The following is a 17,087-nucleotide window of genomic DNA, read 5'->3' as shown; positions in this document are numbered from 1 at the left end:
CCTGCTTTATTGCAGGACTTTATTATTTTATCAGTATAAAAATAAGTTCGTGGCAAATTCTACTTATCAGATTAAACTTTCGCAGTTTGAAGGGCCTTTTGATCTTTTGCTTTTTTTTATAGAGCGCGACGAGCTGGATATTTACAATATTCCCATCACTCAAATCACCAACGATTTCCTGGATTATATCCATCACCAGGATTCCTTAAATATTGAGTTGTCAAGCGAATTCATCCTGTTTGTTTCCACGCTGATGCGTATCAAAGCTAAAATGCTCATACCCCGAAAAGAACTGGATGCCCAGGGGAATGAGATTGATCCCCGCGAGGAGCTGGTTAACAAGATTCTCGAATATAAGAAGTTCAAAGAAGCGGCTGCCCAATTAGCCGAACAGGAGGCGTTGCGTATGCTGATGATCAAAAGGGGAAATATCCAGAAAGAGCTGTCCCGGGTAGGAGAGGACGCCGGTGAGGGAACAGAGATTCAGGCACTGTCATTGTTTAAGCTGATGAAAGCCTTTGAAAAGGCTATGCAAAAGTATAGCGACAGGGTAAACAAGCCGGTACATACAGTGGTCAGGTACAGCTATACTATGGAAACCAGCAGGGGCCAGGTAATTGGAATGGCAGAAGCAGAAAAGCATCTTTCTTTTGAAAAGCTTTTTGAAGTAGCAGAAAACCGGGTTCAGGCTATATTCATGTTTTTGTCTGTATTAGAGCTGGTACAGCAAAACTTCTTAAAGATCATGACCGGCGACGGAAAGAATAATTTTATTCTGGAATATGTAGCACCTGAAGACCGCGATCCCAATATTGAAGTGAATGAAAAATCGGATTTTGATTAAGCCTGTACCTGTAACCCATCAGCATGTCATAAAAAATCCCTACAATAACATATTGCAGGGATTTTTTAGTATATAAATGTTTGATTGCCTAAATTTTAAAGCCAAGGGTAAGCAGGATCCTGGAATTGTTGCTTTTGATATTTGCAGGGTAAAAATCAGCTGTATTAATGCGGTAGGGGAAAACCACGTCCTTGCCAAAGCTGTGTACATAACCCAGGTCTATAAAAAATCCCTTATTCCTGTAACCTAAACCTCCGGTAGCCTGTACCAACTCCCCTTTTTCTCCGGCTATATTCTGGTAAGGGTTGCCATAATAAGCACCGCCAAAGCGTACAGCAATCGGGTTGAATTTCAATTCAGCTCCCAGCCGGGCGTTTACCGCTCCTTTATACGCATCATCAATGGCACGGTTCAGCCCGGTAAAGTAACCGTTATTAGTACCTCTGTCATTCGATGTAGTTTTGAAGTTGGAGGCCGTATAGTTCACATATTCCACATCGCCCGATAAAAAGCCTTTTTGGGTGCTTACATCATGCACATTACCAAACAACAGAGAAAAGCTTCCCATCAGCTTGTAAGGAGTATGCAGGTTATAATCATATACCAGTTCTTTGCTGGAATAAGTTTTATCACCATTAGGACCGGCATCGAGGTTGGCACCGGCTGAAGCCGTATAACTATCACTTAGTGAATAGAAGGTTGGAGAGTGGGCTGCAAAACCTAATCTTAAATTATCCGTAGCTTTAAAAACAACGCCGGCTTTTATATTAACTCCAACGCCTTTGGTAACCAGGTCGTCATCAAACCAGGCAGCATCGAAACCATTGCCGTTTGCGGTAGGGTCTTGCTCGGTGTATTGCCTGCTGGCGCCGTACCTTAACATGGGGAAACCGACCGTACCCCCTAAAAATACCCGCTCATTTAAATTAACGGCGCCTGCTAAAGCCAGCTCTGTAATTCCACCATTGGTGGTTATTACCTGTTTTTGCTCGAGGCCGCTTGCCATGGCTAAAGCTACAGCCGGTGAAGCCAGCTTTGTATTGCCGTTTTCGTCTTTTCCATCTTCTTTGATCCATCCTGCCTTCATAGCCAGATCAGATCCATAATCATTTAAACCGTTAGCAACGGCATCTTCAATAAAATAATCTGCCATCGAGCTACGGCTTAGCTGTCCTCCTTTATTATTATAAGCAACCCGGTTGTTAAAGTCAGCAAGCCTGTTTATAGCAATACCAAAAGCAGCGCTTTTGATCGAGCCTTTACCATAAGCAGGATTGCCTAATACAAATCCCGTAGTTCCTAAAAAACCGGCGGATTTGTTTGCTTTTTCTGATACCCCAAGGTAGGTGCTATTGTTATTGATAATATTACTACCGCCTGAAATAACAAAGTCGCTGGTTTTATAAAAACCGATATTGGCAGGATTGGAGAATATGGTAGAAATTTCCCCTCCAATGGCCCCATTGGCATTACCAATAGCCTGCGACCTTGCAGTACCTGAAGCCTGCAGCCAGGAGTATCTTAATGCATCTTCAGGAGTCTGGGCCAGAGAAACACTATATGCAGCGATGAACGTTGCAGCCAGGAAAATTTTTTTCATTTATACAATTTAATAAGGTTAAAAGCATTGAATTTTAAGCGCACTATATTTTAGAATCTTCTGCCGCTGCCACCGCCGCCGCCAGTGCTGCCACCACCGCCACCGCTTCTTCCCCCGGATGATGCCGGAGCAGAATAAGATGGAGATGAATTGGAAGGAGCCGAATAAGTAGATCTGGGAGAGGTGTACCTGTCATTGGAATAAGACCTGTTGCTATAAGTATCTGTATTGGAATAGCGGCCCGAAGAAACAGCCCGAGAATTGTAGCCGGCATTGCCGCGATTCGTGTTCACGCTCGAATTGTTCCGTACCCCGTAAGAGCTTACATACCCGCTTCCAGACCGGTTAATGTACCCGGTACGCCCGTTGCCTGCGCCAATGCCTCCCCTGTTATACGTGTTCAGGTTAGTGGTTCTGGGGCCATAATCAGCCCTGCGGCCAACAATCACACCGCCACCATACCATCCGCCCCATCCGGGACCGTACCATCCGGTATACCAGGGGTCGTACCATCCCCAACGGCTACCATACCATCCACCCCATCCGGCATACCATCCACTATACCAGGGGCTGTTCCATCCCCAGCCAAAACCGGGGCCGTACCATCCGCCATACCACCCGGTGTACCAGGGGTTATACCAGGTATTCCAGTAACTTACAGGGCTCCACGGGTTATTCCAGTACCACGGATCGTTCCAGTAGGCCCAGTTATTATAATAGCTGAAATTATAGCGATCACCGTAATAATACCAGTCGTCCAGCGCACTCCAACGGTTCCGGTCGCGCACTTTCATGCGCAGATAGCGGTCATCGTAATCCTCATAATCTTCGTATGAATCATCGTAACTGCGATACCGCTTTTCATCTGTTTTCCTGACTTTGGCATATTCTTCCTGGGTAGGAGCGGGTGAGCTGTATACATCGTCTGGAGTTTGCCCGGTCCTGTAGGCAGTAGAACAGCCGGCTATGGCTATTATAGCGCCTAAAAGAAGAAGCAGGGTTGTGGATTTTATTTTCATCTTGGGCATTTATTATATTTTAATAATTGTTTTAATTGGCTTTAAAATTTACATTTGCCGTCTTTTAACAGCAGGGATGTAAAAATAGTATATATTCCTTATTGTTTGTGACGACAAAATGATATAAAAGGATGCACTAACTGCTGTTAATTCACAACATTTTTTGTTAAAATAAGTTGGCAGGCAGATTGATAAATAATTAGACATTTTAAATTTAAAATAAAAGCTGTTTTCAGAGCCGGAACTGCAACATGAGTGAAGACCATGTCAACAGGTTGGTCTGCAGGCCGCAGCTGAAAATCAAAGAAGTATTATAAATTTATGAGTAAAGAAATTACTTCAAGGGCGCAGGATTATTCGCAATGGTATAATGACCTGGTGTTGAAAGGTGGGCTGGCTGATTATTCTGCTGTAAGGGGGTGTATGGTCATAAAGCCTTATGGATTTACCCTTTGGGAAAATATGCGCGATGCGCTTGATAAGATGTTTAAAGATACCGGGCATGTAAACGCGTATTTCCCCCTTTTTATTCCTAAGAGCTTTTTAAGCAAAGAGGCCGCGCATGTAGAGGGATTCGCCAAGGAGTGTGCCGTAGTCACCCACTACAGGCTTAAAAATGATCCGGATGGCAAAGGGGTAGTCGTAGATCCCGAAGCCCGGCTGGAGGAAGAGCTGATCGTACGCCCTACCAGCGAAACGATTATCTGGAATACTTATAAAGACTGGATACAGAGCTATCGCGACTTGCCTATTCTGGTAAACCAGTGGGCTAATGTGGTGAGATGGGAAATGAGAACCCGCCTGTTTTTACGTACGGCAGAATTTTTGTGGCAGGAAGGGCACACCGCTCATGCCACACAGCAGGAAGCCGAAGAGGAAGCTAAAAAAATGCTGGATGTATACGCGCAGTTTGCAGAAGAATTTATGGCCGTACCGGTGATAAAAGGTGTAAAAACAGAAAGTGAGCGGTTTGCCGGAGCAATTGATACTTATTGCATTGAAGCCCTTATGCAGGATGGCAAGGCCTTACAGGCAGGAACGTCGCATTTTTTAGGACAGAATTTTGCAAAAGCTTTTGATGTACAGTTCCTGAATAAGGAAAATAAACAGGAATATGTGTGGGCCACCAGCTGGGGAGTGAGCACCAGGCTGGTAGGAGCGCTGGTAATGGCGCACAGCGATGATGAAGGGTTAATCCTCCCTCCTAAAATAGCGCCTTTGCAGGTAGTGATCGTGCCTATTTATAAAGGGGAAGAACAAAAAGCGCTGATTGATGCCAGGGCCAGCGAAATCCTGTCTGACCTGAAGACAATGGGAATCCGTGCCAAATATGATGACAATGATAATACAAGGCCGGGGTGGAAATTTGCTGAATATGAATTGAAAGGGGTACCGGTACGTGTAACATTGGGTGCGCGCGACCTGGCCAATAACCAGATTGAGGTGGCCAGAAGAGATACAAGAACTAAAGAAACGATTCATGCTGATGGGATAAGCCAGTACATTGATGGGTTATTGCTTGATATACAGAACAATATGTTTAATAAAGCTAAAACCTACCGTGATGAACATATTACAAAAGCCGATACATGGGAAGAGTTTGTGCAACTATTAGATGAAAAGGGAGGATTTGTGCTGGCACACTGGGACGGTACCGCAGCAACTGAAAATGAGATCAAGGAAAAGACTAAGGCCACTATACGCTGTATCCCTTCAGATGATACGGGTATAGAAGAGGGCCGATGTATTTTAAGTGGTAAACCATCTGCAAGAAGGGTGCTTTTTGCCAGGGCATATTAATAATAGATGCCAGCTATAGCGCTTTAAAATGCTGCTATGGTCTTTTGCAGAAACTGTCCATCAGCATCATTGTTTCTACTCCTGCGGCTCCGTCACATGGGTTCTCTCCTTTACCTGAAAAATAGCGGACCACTTTTTCTATCATTGGCTGCTGCACATGTGTAACAGCATCGAACTCCAGTGTTTCTGTTCTCCCGTCAACTGTAACTGATAAGCTATTGCCAAAAAAACCAAAGCTCAGATTTCCCCTGGAGCCATAGATAGTGCAAATATCCCTGGCATCTGGCTCATTTACGGTAAAGCACCATGTGCCGGTAAAAAGAATATCCTTTTTAAAAAGAATAGTGCCTGTTACCAGGTCGTCAGATTTATGGACCTTACTTTGATTAACCGCGTAACCCAGGCTGTGCTTTGCGCTGCCAAAAAGGTAAAGCATCAGGTCTATCTGGTGAGGAGCCAGATCATGAAACAAGCCTCCGCCGGATACTTCCGGATTCATCCGCCAGTTGTTACCGGTGTTTGCTACCAGGTGAGCCAACCTGCTTTGCAGCAGCTTCAGATCAGCGAATCGTATATCACCAATGGCGGCGCTATCAATAAGCGATTTGATTTTTAAGAACAACGGCAACTCCCTTCTGTAATGCGCCACTGAGAGCTTTACCTTTCGTTGTTGTGCATAATCAGTCATTTGCCGTGCCTCAGAAGCGTTCATGGCCATGGGCTTTTCTACATATACTGGTTTGCCCGCCTGCATAGCCGCTAATGCATATAGCAAATGTGTTGAAGGAGGTGTAGCAATGTATATGGCATTTACATCCGGATCATTGATCAGGGCCTGTGCATCACTGTACGATTTTTGCACACCATGCCTGTGCGCATAGTCTGCTGCTTTTTCAGCATTACGCCTCATTACTGCTACCAGTCTGGAATGGGGTACCTTATTGAACGCAGGGCCGCTTTTTACTTCTGTTACATCGCCACAACCAATAATCCCCCAGTTTACCTGTTCCATTATTACTATTTTAAACTGCTAAAATAAATAAAAAACAGGGCAGGATTAAAAGGGGATTTGAGCTGTTTGCCAGCTGGAAGCAGACACTTACCAGTGTGCCTGCATCCTTATCGGTTAAATAACCAGGCTCATAATGCTTGCCCTTTACAAGGGGTACAAACATGAAAGCTTTGCTGAACGAAATGCCGTGGGGAAGAGATATCTTAAATAAAAAAGTTTCATACATACTGTTTCACGTATCCCTTTATTTTCAATATTATAGCCGGGGGCCGACCTAAAAATAACATCGCCTCCATAGAAAAAACGATTTTTTCCATCCTGCAGTAAAAAAACACCAAAAAACAGGATGCAGCAGGATAGTAGAAGTTTCTAACTTATTTACTTTCGTTCTGTTAATGGCTCATAAATACGGTTGCATGAAAAAACGGTTGAATGAATTATTAGACTAGAAAGTATTAAACAAAACAAACTGAAATCAATTTTCTAAGCAATAAAAATTGCATGTAGCATTTGCAAAAATTCTGTGGTTTTTGCCGAATAAGGCTGCATCTGCCTAAAAATAAAGAATAATGAAAAAGTGGATTTTTAACTGCGTTACTGTATGCCTGGTTTTATTATTAGGGGCATGTAGCAAGAAGTCGTTTGACGAATACTATGCAAGACCTTCCTGGCTGGCGCAGCCCATTTATCAGCAATTGGATTCGATGGGAGATTTTAAAAATTTCCTGGCCTGCATTGACAAATCGGGTTATAAAGAGGTGCTGGGCGCTGCCAGCTCATGGACGGTTTTTGCGCCTACCGATGCCGCTTTTCAAAAGTTTATGACAGACCAGGGAATATCGGGTATTAGCCAGATTGACAAAGTGCTGGCCGAAAAAATAGTGAGGGCTTCTATGGTATACGATGGCGAGAGACTGGAGAAACTGAATGATAATTTTTCTTCAAAAGGATGGGTACCTGGTTTTGCATTTAGAAGGCGAACCGTGTATTATGATTTTGTTGAAGAAGAAACTTCTAATGGAAGAGCCAGGAAGATCATATCTACCAACAGGGGCGCCGATAATGCATATGTACCATCAGAAAACAATAATAAACATGTGACTTATTTTTTTAAGGCTTACATGGACGCAAGGAACCTGGGCGCTACTGATTATAAAGCTTTTTATCCCAATTCCGAATATACAGGCCTAAATATCGCAGAGGCCACAATAGATCCGTCCAGAAGCAATATTATTGCTGAAAATGGTTATATACATGTAGTAGACAGGGTACTGATGCCGCAGCAAAGTATAGATCAGTACCTGCGTGGAAAAACGGCGTACAGCACTTTTAAGGAGATCCTGGATTTGTTTACCACATACTCTTATAATGCGGATGTATCGCGCCGGTACCAGGTACTAACAGGAAATACGGATAGTGTTTTTACCAAAAGTTATACAGGCATTGCGCTGGCTTTAAATAATGAAAATTATACGAAGGAAGATGCCAATGACGCGCAAACAAATAATAATTCCGTTACTATTCCCAATAATGCAGCGGTAAATGATTATATAAGCAGAGTACTGTTAAAATATTATCCCGCAGGTACTACTATAAAAGATCTCTATTACAGTAACAGCACCATTCTTACGGAGTTTATTAATGCGCATTTATATAATACCCAGGTATGGCCGTCCCGATTTGAAACTGAAAAAAATATAACAGGCGAAGCCACTAAAATCACAAAAGCAAATATTGTTGAAACAAAACTGCTGAGCAACGGCGCTTTTTACGGGGTGAATGCCTGCCAGAATGCTAATGTTTTTCAGTCAGTTTACGGGAATGTTTTACTGGACCCCAAGTATAGCCTGATGCAGGTTGCATTAACGAGAATAGGAATGAACCTTACTCTTAAAATTCCCACGCTTCGGTATATATTAATGCTTGTATCGGACCGGGAGCTGAACAGGATGGGATTTGAGTACGATGCTTTTAATTCAAGCGATCCGATAAGGTTCAGAGGTAGTAACGGCAGCCCGGCAATGCGTGAAGTTCTGATGTATCATATTGTTCCATTGGACAATGATCCGATACCCAATCTGGGAGGATCGGGTATGCTGGAAAGTTATGCTGGAGAGTATATCAAGTATGATAATTATAAAATGTATTCCAGTGGTACCATGGATAGCGCGGTTAATTATGTAAAAGTAGATTCTACTGATATTGGTACCAGCCAGTCGGGTCCTTTAAACGGGATGGCCGTATACACCAGCAAAGCCCTTACTTCTTCGAAAACCAATATCGCTGACTTTCTTAAAAAGATGGGGGCCGAAACAAGCACCTCCCCGTTTTATCGATTCTTTCAATACCTGGTGGCTACGGATATGTATGTTTCTGACGGTAAGATAAACGGGATAGAGCTGGGCGCTAATTATACCATGCTTATCCCTAATAATGCAGCAATTGCCCAGGCAGTTACTAACGGCGATCTGCCGGCTGCTACCAACCCCAGCGCCCAGGCAGATAAAGATAAAATTAAGCGGTTTATACAGTACCATATACTTAAAAATTCCTTTGCTATTGATGGTAAAAAAACAGGAGTTTTTGAGTCCTTATGTAAGGATATTGAGGGTAATACCCAGCCGGTAACGGTAGTGCAGAATACAATGAACCAGCTAACGGTTCGGGATAACCTGGGCAACAGTGTATCGGCGGATGTTGCCAAGAGCAACCTGCTGGCACAAAGGGTATTAATACATTCAATGAACGGATACTTAAAAAATGGGCTTTAATCAGGCGTAATTATGAGAAAGTTATTAATAATATTGAATTTAGTTGTATGCCTGTTGGGCTTGCACAGGGTATATGCGCAGGATCAGGGAAGTAATATATTAACCGGCCGCGTAACAGATAAGTCAGACAAGCAACCGGTAAGAGGGGCTACGGTAACGCTGATTGATAAAGAAGACAGAACAGTTGCGTCTGCCACTACTGATGTGGAAGGGAATTACATCCTGCGGTTTACCGGCAGCGATGTGAGGCTATCTGTTACGCATACAAGCTACAAAAGCCTGGACCCGATTGTTGTAGGGGTAAGAAAGCAGATTAATGTGGTGCTGGAACCTGCACAGAATACGATGGAAGAGGTAGTAGTGATCAGTCAGAAAAAGACAGACGATGGTACAGGTATGGGACTTTCCAAAGCGCGTAATACTTCAGCTATTGCTTCTATCAATATGAAAGAAATGGAAGAGATGCAGTCGGCCTCTATTGATCAGGCCCTGCAGGGCAGGTTAGCGGGCGTAGATATCAGTACGGTTTCCGGCGATCCCGGCGCAGGTATGCAGATCCGTATCCGTGGTACCTCTTCATTAAACGGCGCGTCAGATCCGTTAATTGTGGTAGATGGGATGCCTTATGATATTACGATCCCTGACGATTTCAACTTTGCCACATCCGATGATAATGCTTACGGACAGCTGTTAAACATTGCGCCATCAGATATACAGGACATTTCTGTTTTAAAAGATGCGGCGGCTACGGCCATTTGGGGCTCCCGCGCTGCCAATGGTGTGCTGATTATAAATACCAAGCGTGGCAGTGTAAGCAAGCCCACCTTGAGCTATAATTTTAAAGGCTCCTTATCCAAGCAGCCAAAATCTATTCCTATGCTTAACGGTAACCAGTATACTACCTTATTGCTGGAAGAATACTATAATGCTGGCAGGTTATTTTCTACTTCAGAAAATGCGCAGCAGTTCCAGTACGACCCTAATAATACGTATACTTACTATAATTTTAGCAATAACACCGATTGGATAAAAACAATTACGCAAACCGGTTATTTCCAGGATCATAATATACAAATCAGGGGTGGGGGAGATAAAGCAAGGTACCTGGCTTCTCTCGGTTATTTTAACCAGCAGGGCGTAACCAAAGAAACCGGTACTGACAGGTTGTCTGCGAGGGTAAACCTGGACTATGTGGTTTCTCAGCGTATTACTTTCCAGTCTGATGTTTCGTATACCCACGTAGCTAATGATATGTTATATATAGGTAACGTCAGGGATTTCGCATATCAAAAGATGCCTAACCAGGCGGTTTGGGAGTATGATGAATACGGAAGACCTACAGGTAACCTCTTCACACCTATCAGTACGGCCCAGGGTACATTTGGTCGTACTGATAATGGCGGTAGCGTTAAGTATTCCGGCACATTCAACCCGCTTTCGATGGTTAATAATGCGCTCAGCAAGCAATTAGGCGATGTGGTAGCCAGCAGGTTCAGCCTTCAGTATAAGCTGGTACCTAAAATATTATTGCTGCGCAGCGATGTATCGTTAAATATCAACAATAATAAAACCAAAACTTTCCTGCCACAGCTGGCAACCGGAAGGCCTTTTACGGAAGCTACTGTGAACAGGGCTTCCGATGCAGATTACGACAGGTTTTCCATGAGCACCAAAACCAATCTGCTTTATACGCCTAACCTGGGCGGCGATCACCTGTTTACGGGTAATCTGTCTTTTCAGACCGATGAAACCAGATATACGATCCAGGGCCTCGAGGCAACCAATACCGCTTCGTCTTTCTTACAGGATCCCAGCATTCCTGCCCGAACCCTTACAGGTTCTGCTAAATCGGCAACTACCCAGTCCCGCTCCATAGGGGCATTGCTGCAGGGCAATTATGCTTTTAAAAACCGCTACATATTTGCAGCAAGTGTAAGGGCTGATGGCAGCTCCCGTTTTGGCCCTGCCAACCGCTACGGTGTTTTTCCCGCTATATCTGGTGCCTGGCGCCTGGGCCAGGAAAATTTTATCAGGAACATTACCTGGGTCGACGATATCAAACTCAGGGCCAGCTGGGGGCAAAGCGGGAATGCTCCCAAAGGAGATTATGGGTATATTAATATTTATAAAACCTATGATTATGCTTACCTGGGCGAAAACGGGGTATACTCTTCCAATATAGAGCTTTCGGACCTGAAATGGGAAACTGTAACCCAGCAGAATATCGGGTTAGATATAGAATTATTGAAAGGGATGCTGGTTTTGGGCGGGGAAATATACAAAAGACGCACCACAGACCTGATGATGGATAAGATCCAGATTGCTACCTATAATGGTTTTAGAGAGCTGACCATGAACGTGGGTTCCATGGATAATGATGGCTGGGAAGCAAGTGTGAATTTTACACCCATACGTACCAGTAAATGGGATGTGAATTTCAATTTTAATATCGCCCATAACGGAAACGTGATCCGGGAAATCTCTCCCTTATATCCCCGTGAAAATGCAAAAAGCGCATTAAAAAATAAATCCTTCTTTACCTACTTGCAGGAAGATAATCCATTCGGATCATTTTACGGATTCAGATATCTCGGCGTTTATAAAGACAGAGAAGCTACAGTGGCAAAGGATACGCATGGCGATCCTATTATTGGCCCCGATGGGGAAACTATATTCATGAGGTTTAATTACCCCGCAGTAGACTACGTGTTTCAGCCCGGCGATGCCGTATACGAGGATATTAACCACGATGGAGTAATCGATCATAAAGATATTGTATACCTGGGCAACAGCAATCCAAAGATTACCGGCGGTTTTGGTTTATCCATATCCTATAATAAACGTTTAAAGCTCACTACGTTTTTTAATTACAGGCAGGGTATGGATATTATCAATGGAACCAAAATGAATACTACCGATATGCTGGGCTATAATAACCAGAGCACTGCTGTTTTAAGAAGATGGAGGAATGAAGGTGATGTAACCGATATACCGAGGGCTATATATGGCTCAGGATATAATTCTTTAGGTTCCAGCCGCTATGTGGAGGATGCCTCATTCCTGAGGCTGCGGTCGCTGACATTAAAATACGACTTTGCCCGGAGCTTTTTGCAAAGGATAAGAATAAATAATTTGGGCGCTTATATTACGGCAGAGAACCTGATCACTTTTACAAAGTATACCGGGCAGGACCCCGATGTAGCCGTACGCTTCAAAGATGCGTTTTCTACACTGGTGGATTACTCTATGACACCGCCGCTGAAAACCGTGACCATTGGCCTTTCCATCATGTTTTAAAAAACGATATATGAATACAATGTATAAATATTTACTGATGGCTCTATTACTGGTAAGCACCGCTTCCTGCAAAAAATGGCTCGACCTGCAGCCGCAGGATGGTATTACCAAAGCAGAGTTCTGGAGAACAAAAGAAGATGTAAAAGCCGCTCTAACGGGTATTTATTCTTCCCTTAACGGGGGCGGTGTGGAGGAGCGCCTGTTTGTGTGGGGAGAGCTGCGCGGCGATATGGTGGTACCCACCTCTTATGCCAGCGACGATTACCGGTTTGTTAAAAATATGAACATCCTTAGCACCAACAGTATATCAGACTGGAGCGCTTTATATATAGTGATCAACAATTGCAACCTGTTAATAGACTTTGCCGGGGATGCAAAAAAACTGGATCCCACGTTCACCGACGAAATGTATAATTCGTATTTAGGAGAAGCATTAACCATCAGGAGCTTATTATATTTTTACCTGGTAAGAACTTTCCGGGATATTCCTTTAAAACTGAAAGGCTCTTATAAAGATACCGATATACAGCCTACACCCCAGTCTACTGCTGCCCAGGTGATACAGCAATTAATTGCTGACTTAACCCACGCACAAACCCTGGTGCCCAATTATCATGTAGTACCCGCATCCGGTAGCATTGTTACCGAAAGTCCGGTAAACAAAGGGCGAATTACTAAACCTGCGGTAACGGCTTTGCTGGCAGATGTATATTTATGGAACGAGCAATATGATAAAGCAGAGGCAGAAGCAGATAAGGTATTGGCCACCAAACGCTACAGGCTACAGGGAAGAGCCAATGTATCTGTTTTTGAAGGAGGATCTGCCGAAACCATTTTTGAGATCAGTCATAAAGACTCGAGGGAGAATCCATTGTATGCATTGGTCGCAGATACCAGGAAACCTTATGCAGCAGATAACCTGCTGATAAATGCAGATATTTTTACGCCAAACACTGAGGGCGACCTCGATGCCACAGATAGCAGGGGAGAAGGGTACTTATTCGGATCAACAGGCAGTATTTTTAAATTCGGAATAGAAATTCCCAGCTATTACAATTTCCAGGTATACCGGATTTCAGATGTTATGCTGATAAAGGCAGAGGCCGCTAATGAGCAGGGACGCGGCGCAACAGCGCTCGAAATACTCAATGAGCTGAGAACCCTGCGCGGCGCATTGCAGGCAACGTACCGGGATGTAGCCGAAACAGATGTGGATGGTATTACCAAATACATTATAGAAGAGCGGGCGCGGGAGCTGGCATTTGAAGGCAAGCGATGGTTCGATTTGCTGAGGCTGGCTAAAAAGCAAAATTATGCCAATATAGAAGTGCTGGCCGAATTGGTTGCAAAAACAGCTGATGTTACTGTGCAGCAATCGGCTATTAATAAAATACGTGATAAGGACAGCCATTACCTGCCTATACTGGAAACAGAGCTGTTTAAAGATCCTTTGCTAAAACAAAATCCCTTTTACTTAAAATAGTTTATTATGAAAAAGACTACTGCCCAAGTATTTCATTTTGGCATTTTCATATTGCTGGTATTTTGCTGTTTATTTTCCTGTCAAAAACCTGTTTACAGGCAAACCACAACCGATGAGGTGAACATTACAGGGTACCTGCAGAAAAATACAGACACCTACTCATTGCTGCTGGAAGCGCTGGAAAGAGCTAAAGCCTCTGGTTTTTTAGGCGCCTATGGTACCTATACTTTATTTGCGCCAACCAACGATGCGATGAAGAAATGGATGAGCGAAAGCGGGAAAACTTCTTTAAGCGATTTCCAGGATGCAGAATTGCTCAACTTTGTAAAATATCATATTGTACGCGACACTGTTGGCTCATTAAGGTTTACGGACGGGAAAATAAAAACGCCCACACTTTTTGGCGAGTACCTGTATACCGACGTCCTGAACGGCAATTTCCGGGTCAATAAAGCTGCTGTGATTACACAGGCCAATATAGCTTGCGGCAATGGTATTGTTCACTCCATTAATGCAGCGTTAACACCACCTTCGTTAAGCCTGGCCGAATTAATTGAAAGCAACCCCCGGTATGCTATTTTTACACAGGCGCTTAAGGAAACCGGTTTTTATGATACCCTCTATTATAAGCGCGGTACCGAAATACCGGCTGCAAAACGTTTCCAGACGGTTATAGCAGAATCAGACTCTGTATTGAAGGTTGCAGGAATTACCAGCTACAGCCAGCTTAAAGAAAAATATTCGCAAACAGGTAATCCTAAAAGCCATTCGGATAGCTTATGGCTGTATGTAGCCTATCACATCAGCAACGGGGGCAATTACCTGGAAGACATCGCCTCTCTTTCTTCTATTTATACGCTGGCGCCTAAAGAGATCATCAATACAAAGCTGGTAGGCACTAAAGTGCTGCTGAACGATGATGTATTTAATGGCGTATATGAGCCGGGGGCTGAGCTCAACAGACGGGCAAGTGATGTGACGGCAGTGAACGGGGTATTGCACGAAAGCCTGAGCAGCTTCAGGATCAAAGTAAGAATGCAGGTTCCTGTATATTTTGATATAGCTACTTCTCCAGAACTTTTGCAGGCACTGGGAGCAAGTTATCGCAACGGTTCAAAGTCCCTGGTGTCAAACGGGCAGCCTATAGCGAATTCTATTGGCTTTGAAAAACTGGATGTTTCTACTATTGGAACCAACCAGTATATTTTCTATTCCGGCCTGTCTACCAAGCGCCCTTATGCGAACGGTGATCTGCTAAGTTTAACAATGTGTGCAGGCAATGCTGCCAGGGTAAAATATGTAGATATAAAAACACCTTACCTGGTGAAGGGAAAATATAAAGTATGGATTTGCTATGCCCAGAACGGGCAGGGGTCTAACTTACAGGTAATATATAATCCGGGAAAAGCCGATGAGCAAATCCTGCCTAATATTGTATTTCTCAGTCAAACACTAAGTGGCTCGGGTGTTGCGAACCTGGCCGATCCCAGTGCCGATAACCTCATGCTGGCCCAGGGGTATAAAAGGTATTTTGCTACCCAGGGCGATTATAATGCCAATGGTGTTACCGGGGGGATCCTGGCTAAAACAGGCGATGGCGCTTTAAATGTGGGCAGGCTGGCCGGAACTATTAATGTAGAAACAACCGATCGTCATACGATAAGGTTCCAGGCTGTTAGCGATGTAAAATGTGGAAGCAACCTGGTTTATCTTGATATGATCCATTTTATACCCGCCGACGATCTGGAGCAAATTTATCCGAGATTTCACCAGATGCCCGGCGAATTATTTTACAGGCCACGATAATTAATTTAATGTAGTACGATGATGAATATTTTATCAAGAGTTTATATCAGCTGTTTGTTTTTTTTATGTCTGGGATGCTGGTCCTGTTCCAATAAATGGGATGACCATATAGGTATTGCAGATCCCCAATCTCAAAAAACCTTATACGAGGTAATAGGAGAAAATGCCGAGTTTTCTACATTCTTCGCTTTGGTTGACAGGTCGGGGTATGCAGAAGAGCTGAAGTCTTCCAAAAACTATACGCTTATTGTTCCCACGAACGATGCAGTGGAAAGTGTAAAAGCCCAGTACGATTTTAATGATACCTCGGTAGTAAGAAGCTTTGTAGGCTATCATATCATTAATTCAGTGTATAATGTAAACGAGGCGATGGATACCGTTCGGGCAAAGAACCTGCGTAATAAATATGTGGAATTTACGCATGGCGCCTTTGATGGGGTGCCTGCTCAAAGAAAAAACATTGTGGCAGGCAACGGGCTGTATCACGTAGTGAGTACGCCGTTAAAACCGCTGCTTAATATTTATACGCTGGTTCATACAATGTTTCCCGGAACACTGCAGGCAGATGCCGTGCGGATGTATGACACCACTTTGTTTCCTAACTGGATCAGTGAGGTTAGACGGCCTATGACTACTGAAAACAGCAAGTACACTTATTTTGTGGTAGATGATAACTATTTTACCGGGGAATATAATAAGCTGGCTTATTATTATCGTACCCACTATGATAATTCAATACCCGACAGTACTACCCGGTACTATACCTTAAAGGCGTTGCTGAAAGATCTTACTGTTGCGGGAGATGTGAGCCTGGGAACAGCATCAACAGAGCTGCTTTCCATTGCGGGCACTAAGTTCAGTGTGAGCGATGCTGATATTATATCAAAGCACAAAACAAGCAATGGCAGTGTGTATCGTGTAAAAAAGCTGGATTATAAATTAACAGACCGTATCAAGGAAATAAGAGTGCTGGGCACACAGCCATCGGGATACAGGCAAAATGATAAAAGAGGGAATATCTATTTCAGGAATAAGCGGGATCTGCTGGATAGCCTCTATAATGATATAGAAATTTATGGACATGGCGTTACTTCATTTTATGTAAAATACAGGGTGGCTAATGTGAACGTGGTTAAATATAAGGTTTATGGGCGGGCTATAATGGGATTGGCCGGCGATCCTCAAACAGCCACATTTACACAATATGTTCAATTCTTTAATCCATCCTCCGTATCTGTTAACGAGCTCGATCAGTACAACAGGCCGGTTACTGATTCGGCAGGTGCCAATGCGGTGCGTATGCCCTTTGTAGTACAGCCGTTAAATCATAAGGAAGTTTACTTAGGAGAAGTTACCCAGGACGAATTCGGGTACCTGCGTTTGCTGGTAGTGTCAAACGGAACAGGTCCTGTTATTTTAGAATACCTGCGCTTTGTTCCTCAAATACAATAACCC

Annotated in this window: 10 protein-coding genes; 7 read left to right on the top strand and 3 right to left on the bottom strand. The window is 43.7% G+C overall.

Annotation, left to right across the window (positions count from 1 at the left end; translation table 11 throughout):
* Positions 1–49: 49 nt before the first annotated feature.
* On the top strand, positions 50–844 hold the full coding sequence (locus ACYVBM_RS00715; protein WP_460683684.1) for a segregation and condensation protein A: 795 nt from the start codon (positions 50–52) through the stop codon (positions 842–844).
* Positions 845–932: 88 nt separating this feature from the next.
* Here ACYVBM_RS00715 and ACYVBM_RS00710 read toward each other — a convergent pair whose 3' ends face one another.
* Both ACYVBM_RS00710 and ACYVBM_RS00705 read right to left on the bottom strand, forming a co-directional pair.
* A complete protein-coding gene (locus tag ACYVBM_RS00710) occupies positions 933–2,444 on the bottom strand; it encodes an OmpP1/FadL family transporter (protein WP_460683683.1) in 1,512 nt (503 codons plus the stop codon).
* 50 nt (positions 2,445–2,494) lie between these two features.
* Positions 2,495–3,472: a hypothetical protein gene (locus ACYVBM_RS00705; RefSeq protein ID WP_460683682.1), complete on the bottom strand. Its 978-nt coding sequence runs from the start codon at positions 3,470–3,472 to the stop codon at positions 2,495–2,497.
* Positions 3,473–3,784: 312 nt separating this feature from the next.
* Here ACYVBM_RS00705 and proS point away from each other — a divergent pair, with 312 nt between their 5' ends.
* Positions 3,785–5,263 (top strand): proline--tRNA ligase, encoded by a 1,479-nt coding sequence (gene proS, locus ACYVBM_RS00700; protein ID WP_460683681.1) that lies wholly within the window; start codon positions 3,785–3,787, stop codon positions 5,261–5,263.
* 34 nt (positions 5,264–5,297) lie between these two features.
* Here proS and ACYVBM_RS00695 read toward each other — a convergent pair whose 3' ends face one another.
* Complete coding sequence (locus tag ACYVBM_RS00695) at positions 5,298–6,275, bottom strand: Gfo/Idh/MocA family protein (RefSeq protein WP_460683680.1); 978 nt, start codon at positions 6,273–6,275, stop codon at positions 5,298–5,300.
* A 569-nt stretch (positions 6,276–6,844) separates the two neighbouring features.
* Here ACYVBM_RS00695 and ACYVBM_RS00690 point away from each other — a divergent pair.
* Genes ACYVBM_RS00690 through ACYVBM_RS00670 form a run of 5 tightly spaced genes read left to right on the top strand, consistent with a single transcriptional unit; the run spans position 6,845 to position 17,084 of the window.
* Positions 6,845–9,046, top strand: a complete 2,202-nt coding sequence (locus ACYVBM_RS00690) for a fasciclin domain-containing protein (protein ID WP_460683679.1) — start codon at positions 6,845–6,847, stop codon at positions 9,044–9,046.
* 12 nt (positions 9,047–9,058) lie between these two features.
* Positions 9,059–12,343, top strand: coding sequence for a SusC/RagA family TonB-linked outer membrane protein (locus ACYVBM_RS00685; RefSeq protein WP_460683678.1), 3,285 nt, complete (start codon positions 9,059–9,061; stop codon positions 12,341–12,343).
* Positions 12,344–12,353: 10 nt separating this feature from the next.
* Positions 12,354–13,826: a RagB/SusD family nutrient uptake outer membrane protein gene (locus tag ACYVBM_RS00680; protein ID WP_460683677.1), complete on the top strand. Its 1,473-nt coding sequence runs from the start codon at positions 12,354–12,356 to the stop codon at positions 13,824–13,826.
* A 6-nt stretch (positions 13,827–13,832) separates the two neighbouring features.
* A complete protein-coding gene (locus ACYVBM_RS00675; protein ID WP_460683676.1) occupies positions 13,833–15,632 on the top strand; it encodes a fasciclin domain-containing protein in 1,800 nt (599 codons plus the stop codon).
* Between the two features lie 18 nt (positions 15,633–15,650).
* Positions 15,651–17,084, top strand: coding sequence for a fasciclin domain-containing protein (locus ACYVBM_RS00670; RefSeq protein ID WP_460683675.1), 1,434 nt, complete (start codon positions 15,651–15,653; stop codon positions 17,082–17,084).
* Positions 17,085–17,087 lie beyond the last annotated feature (3 nt).

This window comes from Niabella aquatica (genome assembly GCF_054779315.1).
The sequence above is the reverse complement of the archived record's forward strand: the minus strand, read 5'-3'. Positions and strand labels throughout refer to the sequence as shown.

Bases quoted from the DNA above. Each gene is read 5' to 3' on its own strand.
- ACYVBM_RS00710 (WP_460683683.1), bottom strand. From the start codon at position 2,444: ATGAAAAAAATTTTCCTGGCTGCAACGTTCATCGCTGCATATAGTGTT.
- ACYVBM_RS00705 (WP_460683682.1), bottom strand. From the start codon at position 3,472: ATGCCCAAGATGAAAATAAAATCCACAACCCTGCTTCTTCTTTTAGGC.
- proS (WP_460683681.1), top strand. From the start codon at position 3,785: ATGAGTAAAGAAATTACTTCAAGGGCGCAGGATTATTCGCAATGGTAT.
- ACYVBM_RS00695 (WP_460683680.1), bottom strand. From the start codon at position 6,275: ATGGAACAGGTAAACTGGGGGATTATTGGTTGTGGCGATGTAACAGAA.
- ACYVBM_RS00690 (WP_460683679.1), top strand. From the start codon at position 6,845: ATGAAAAAGTGGATTTTTAACTGCGTTACTGTATGCCTGGTTTTATTA.
- ACYVBM_RS00685 (WP_460683678.1), top strand. From the start codon at position 9,059: ATGAGAAAGTTATTAATAATATTGAATTTAGTTGTATGCCTGTTGGGC.
- ACYVBM_RS00680 (WP_460683677.1), top strand. From the start codon at position 12,354: ATGAATACAATGTATAAATATTTACTGATGGCTCTATTACTGGTAAGC.
- ACYVBM_RS00675 (WP_460683676.1), top strand. From the start codon at position 13,833: ATGAAAAAGACTACTGCCCAAGTATTTCATTTTGGCATTTTCATATTG.
- ACYVBM_RS00670 (WP_460683675.1), top strand. From the start codon at position 15,651: ATGATGAATATTTTATCAAGAGTTTATATCAGCTGTTTGTTTTTTTTA.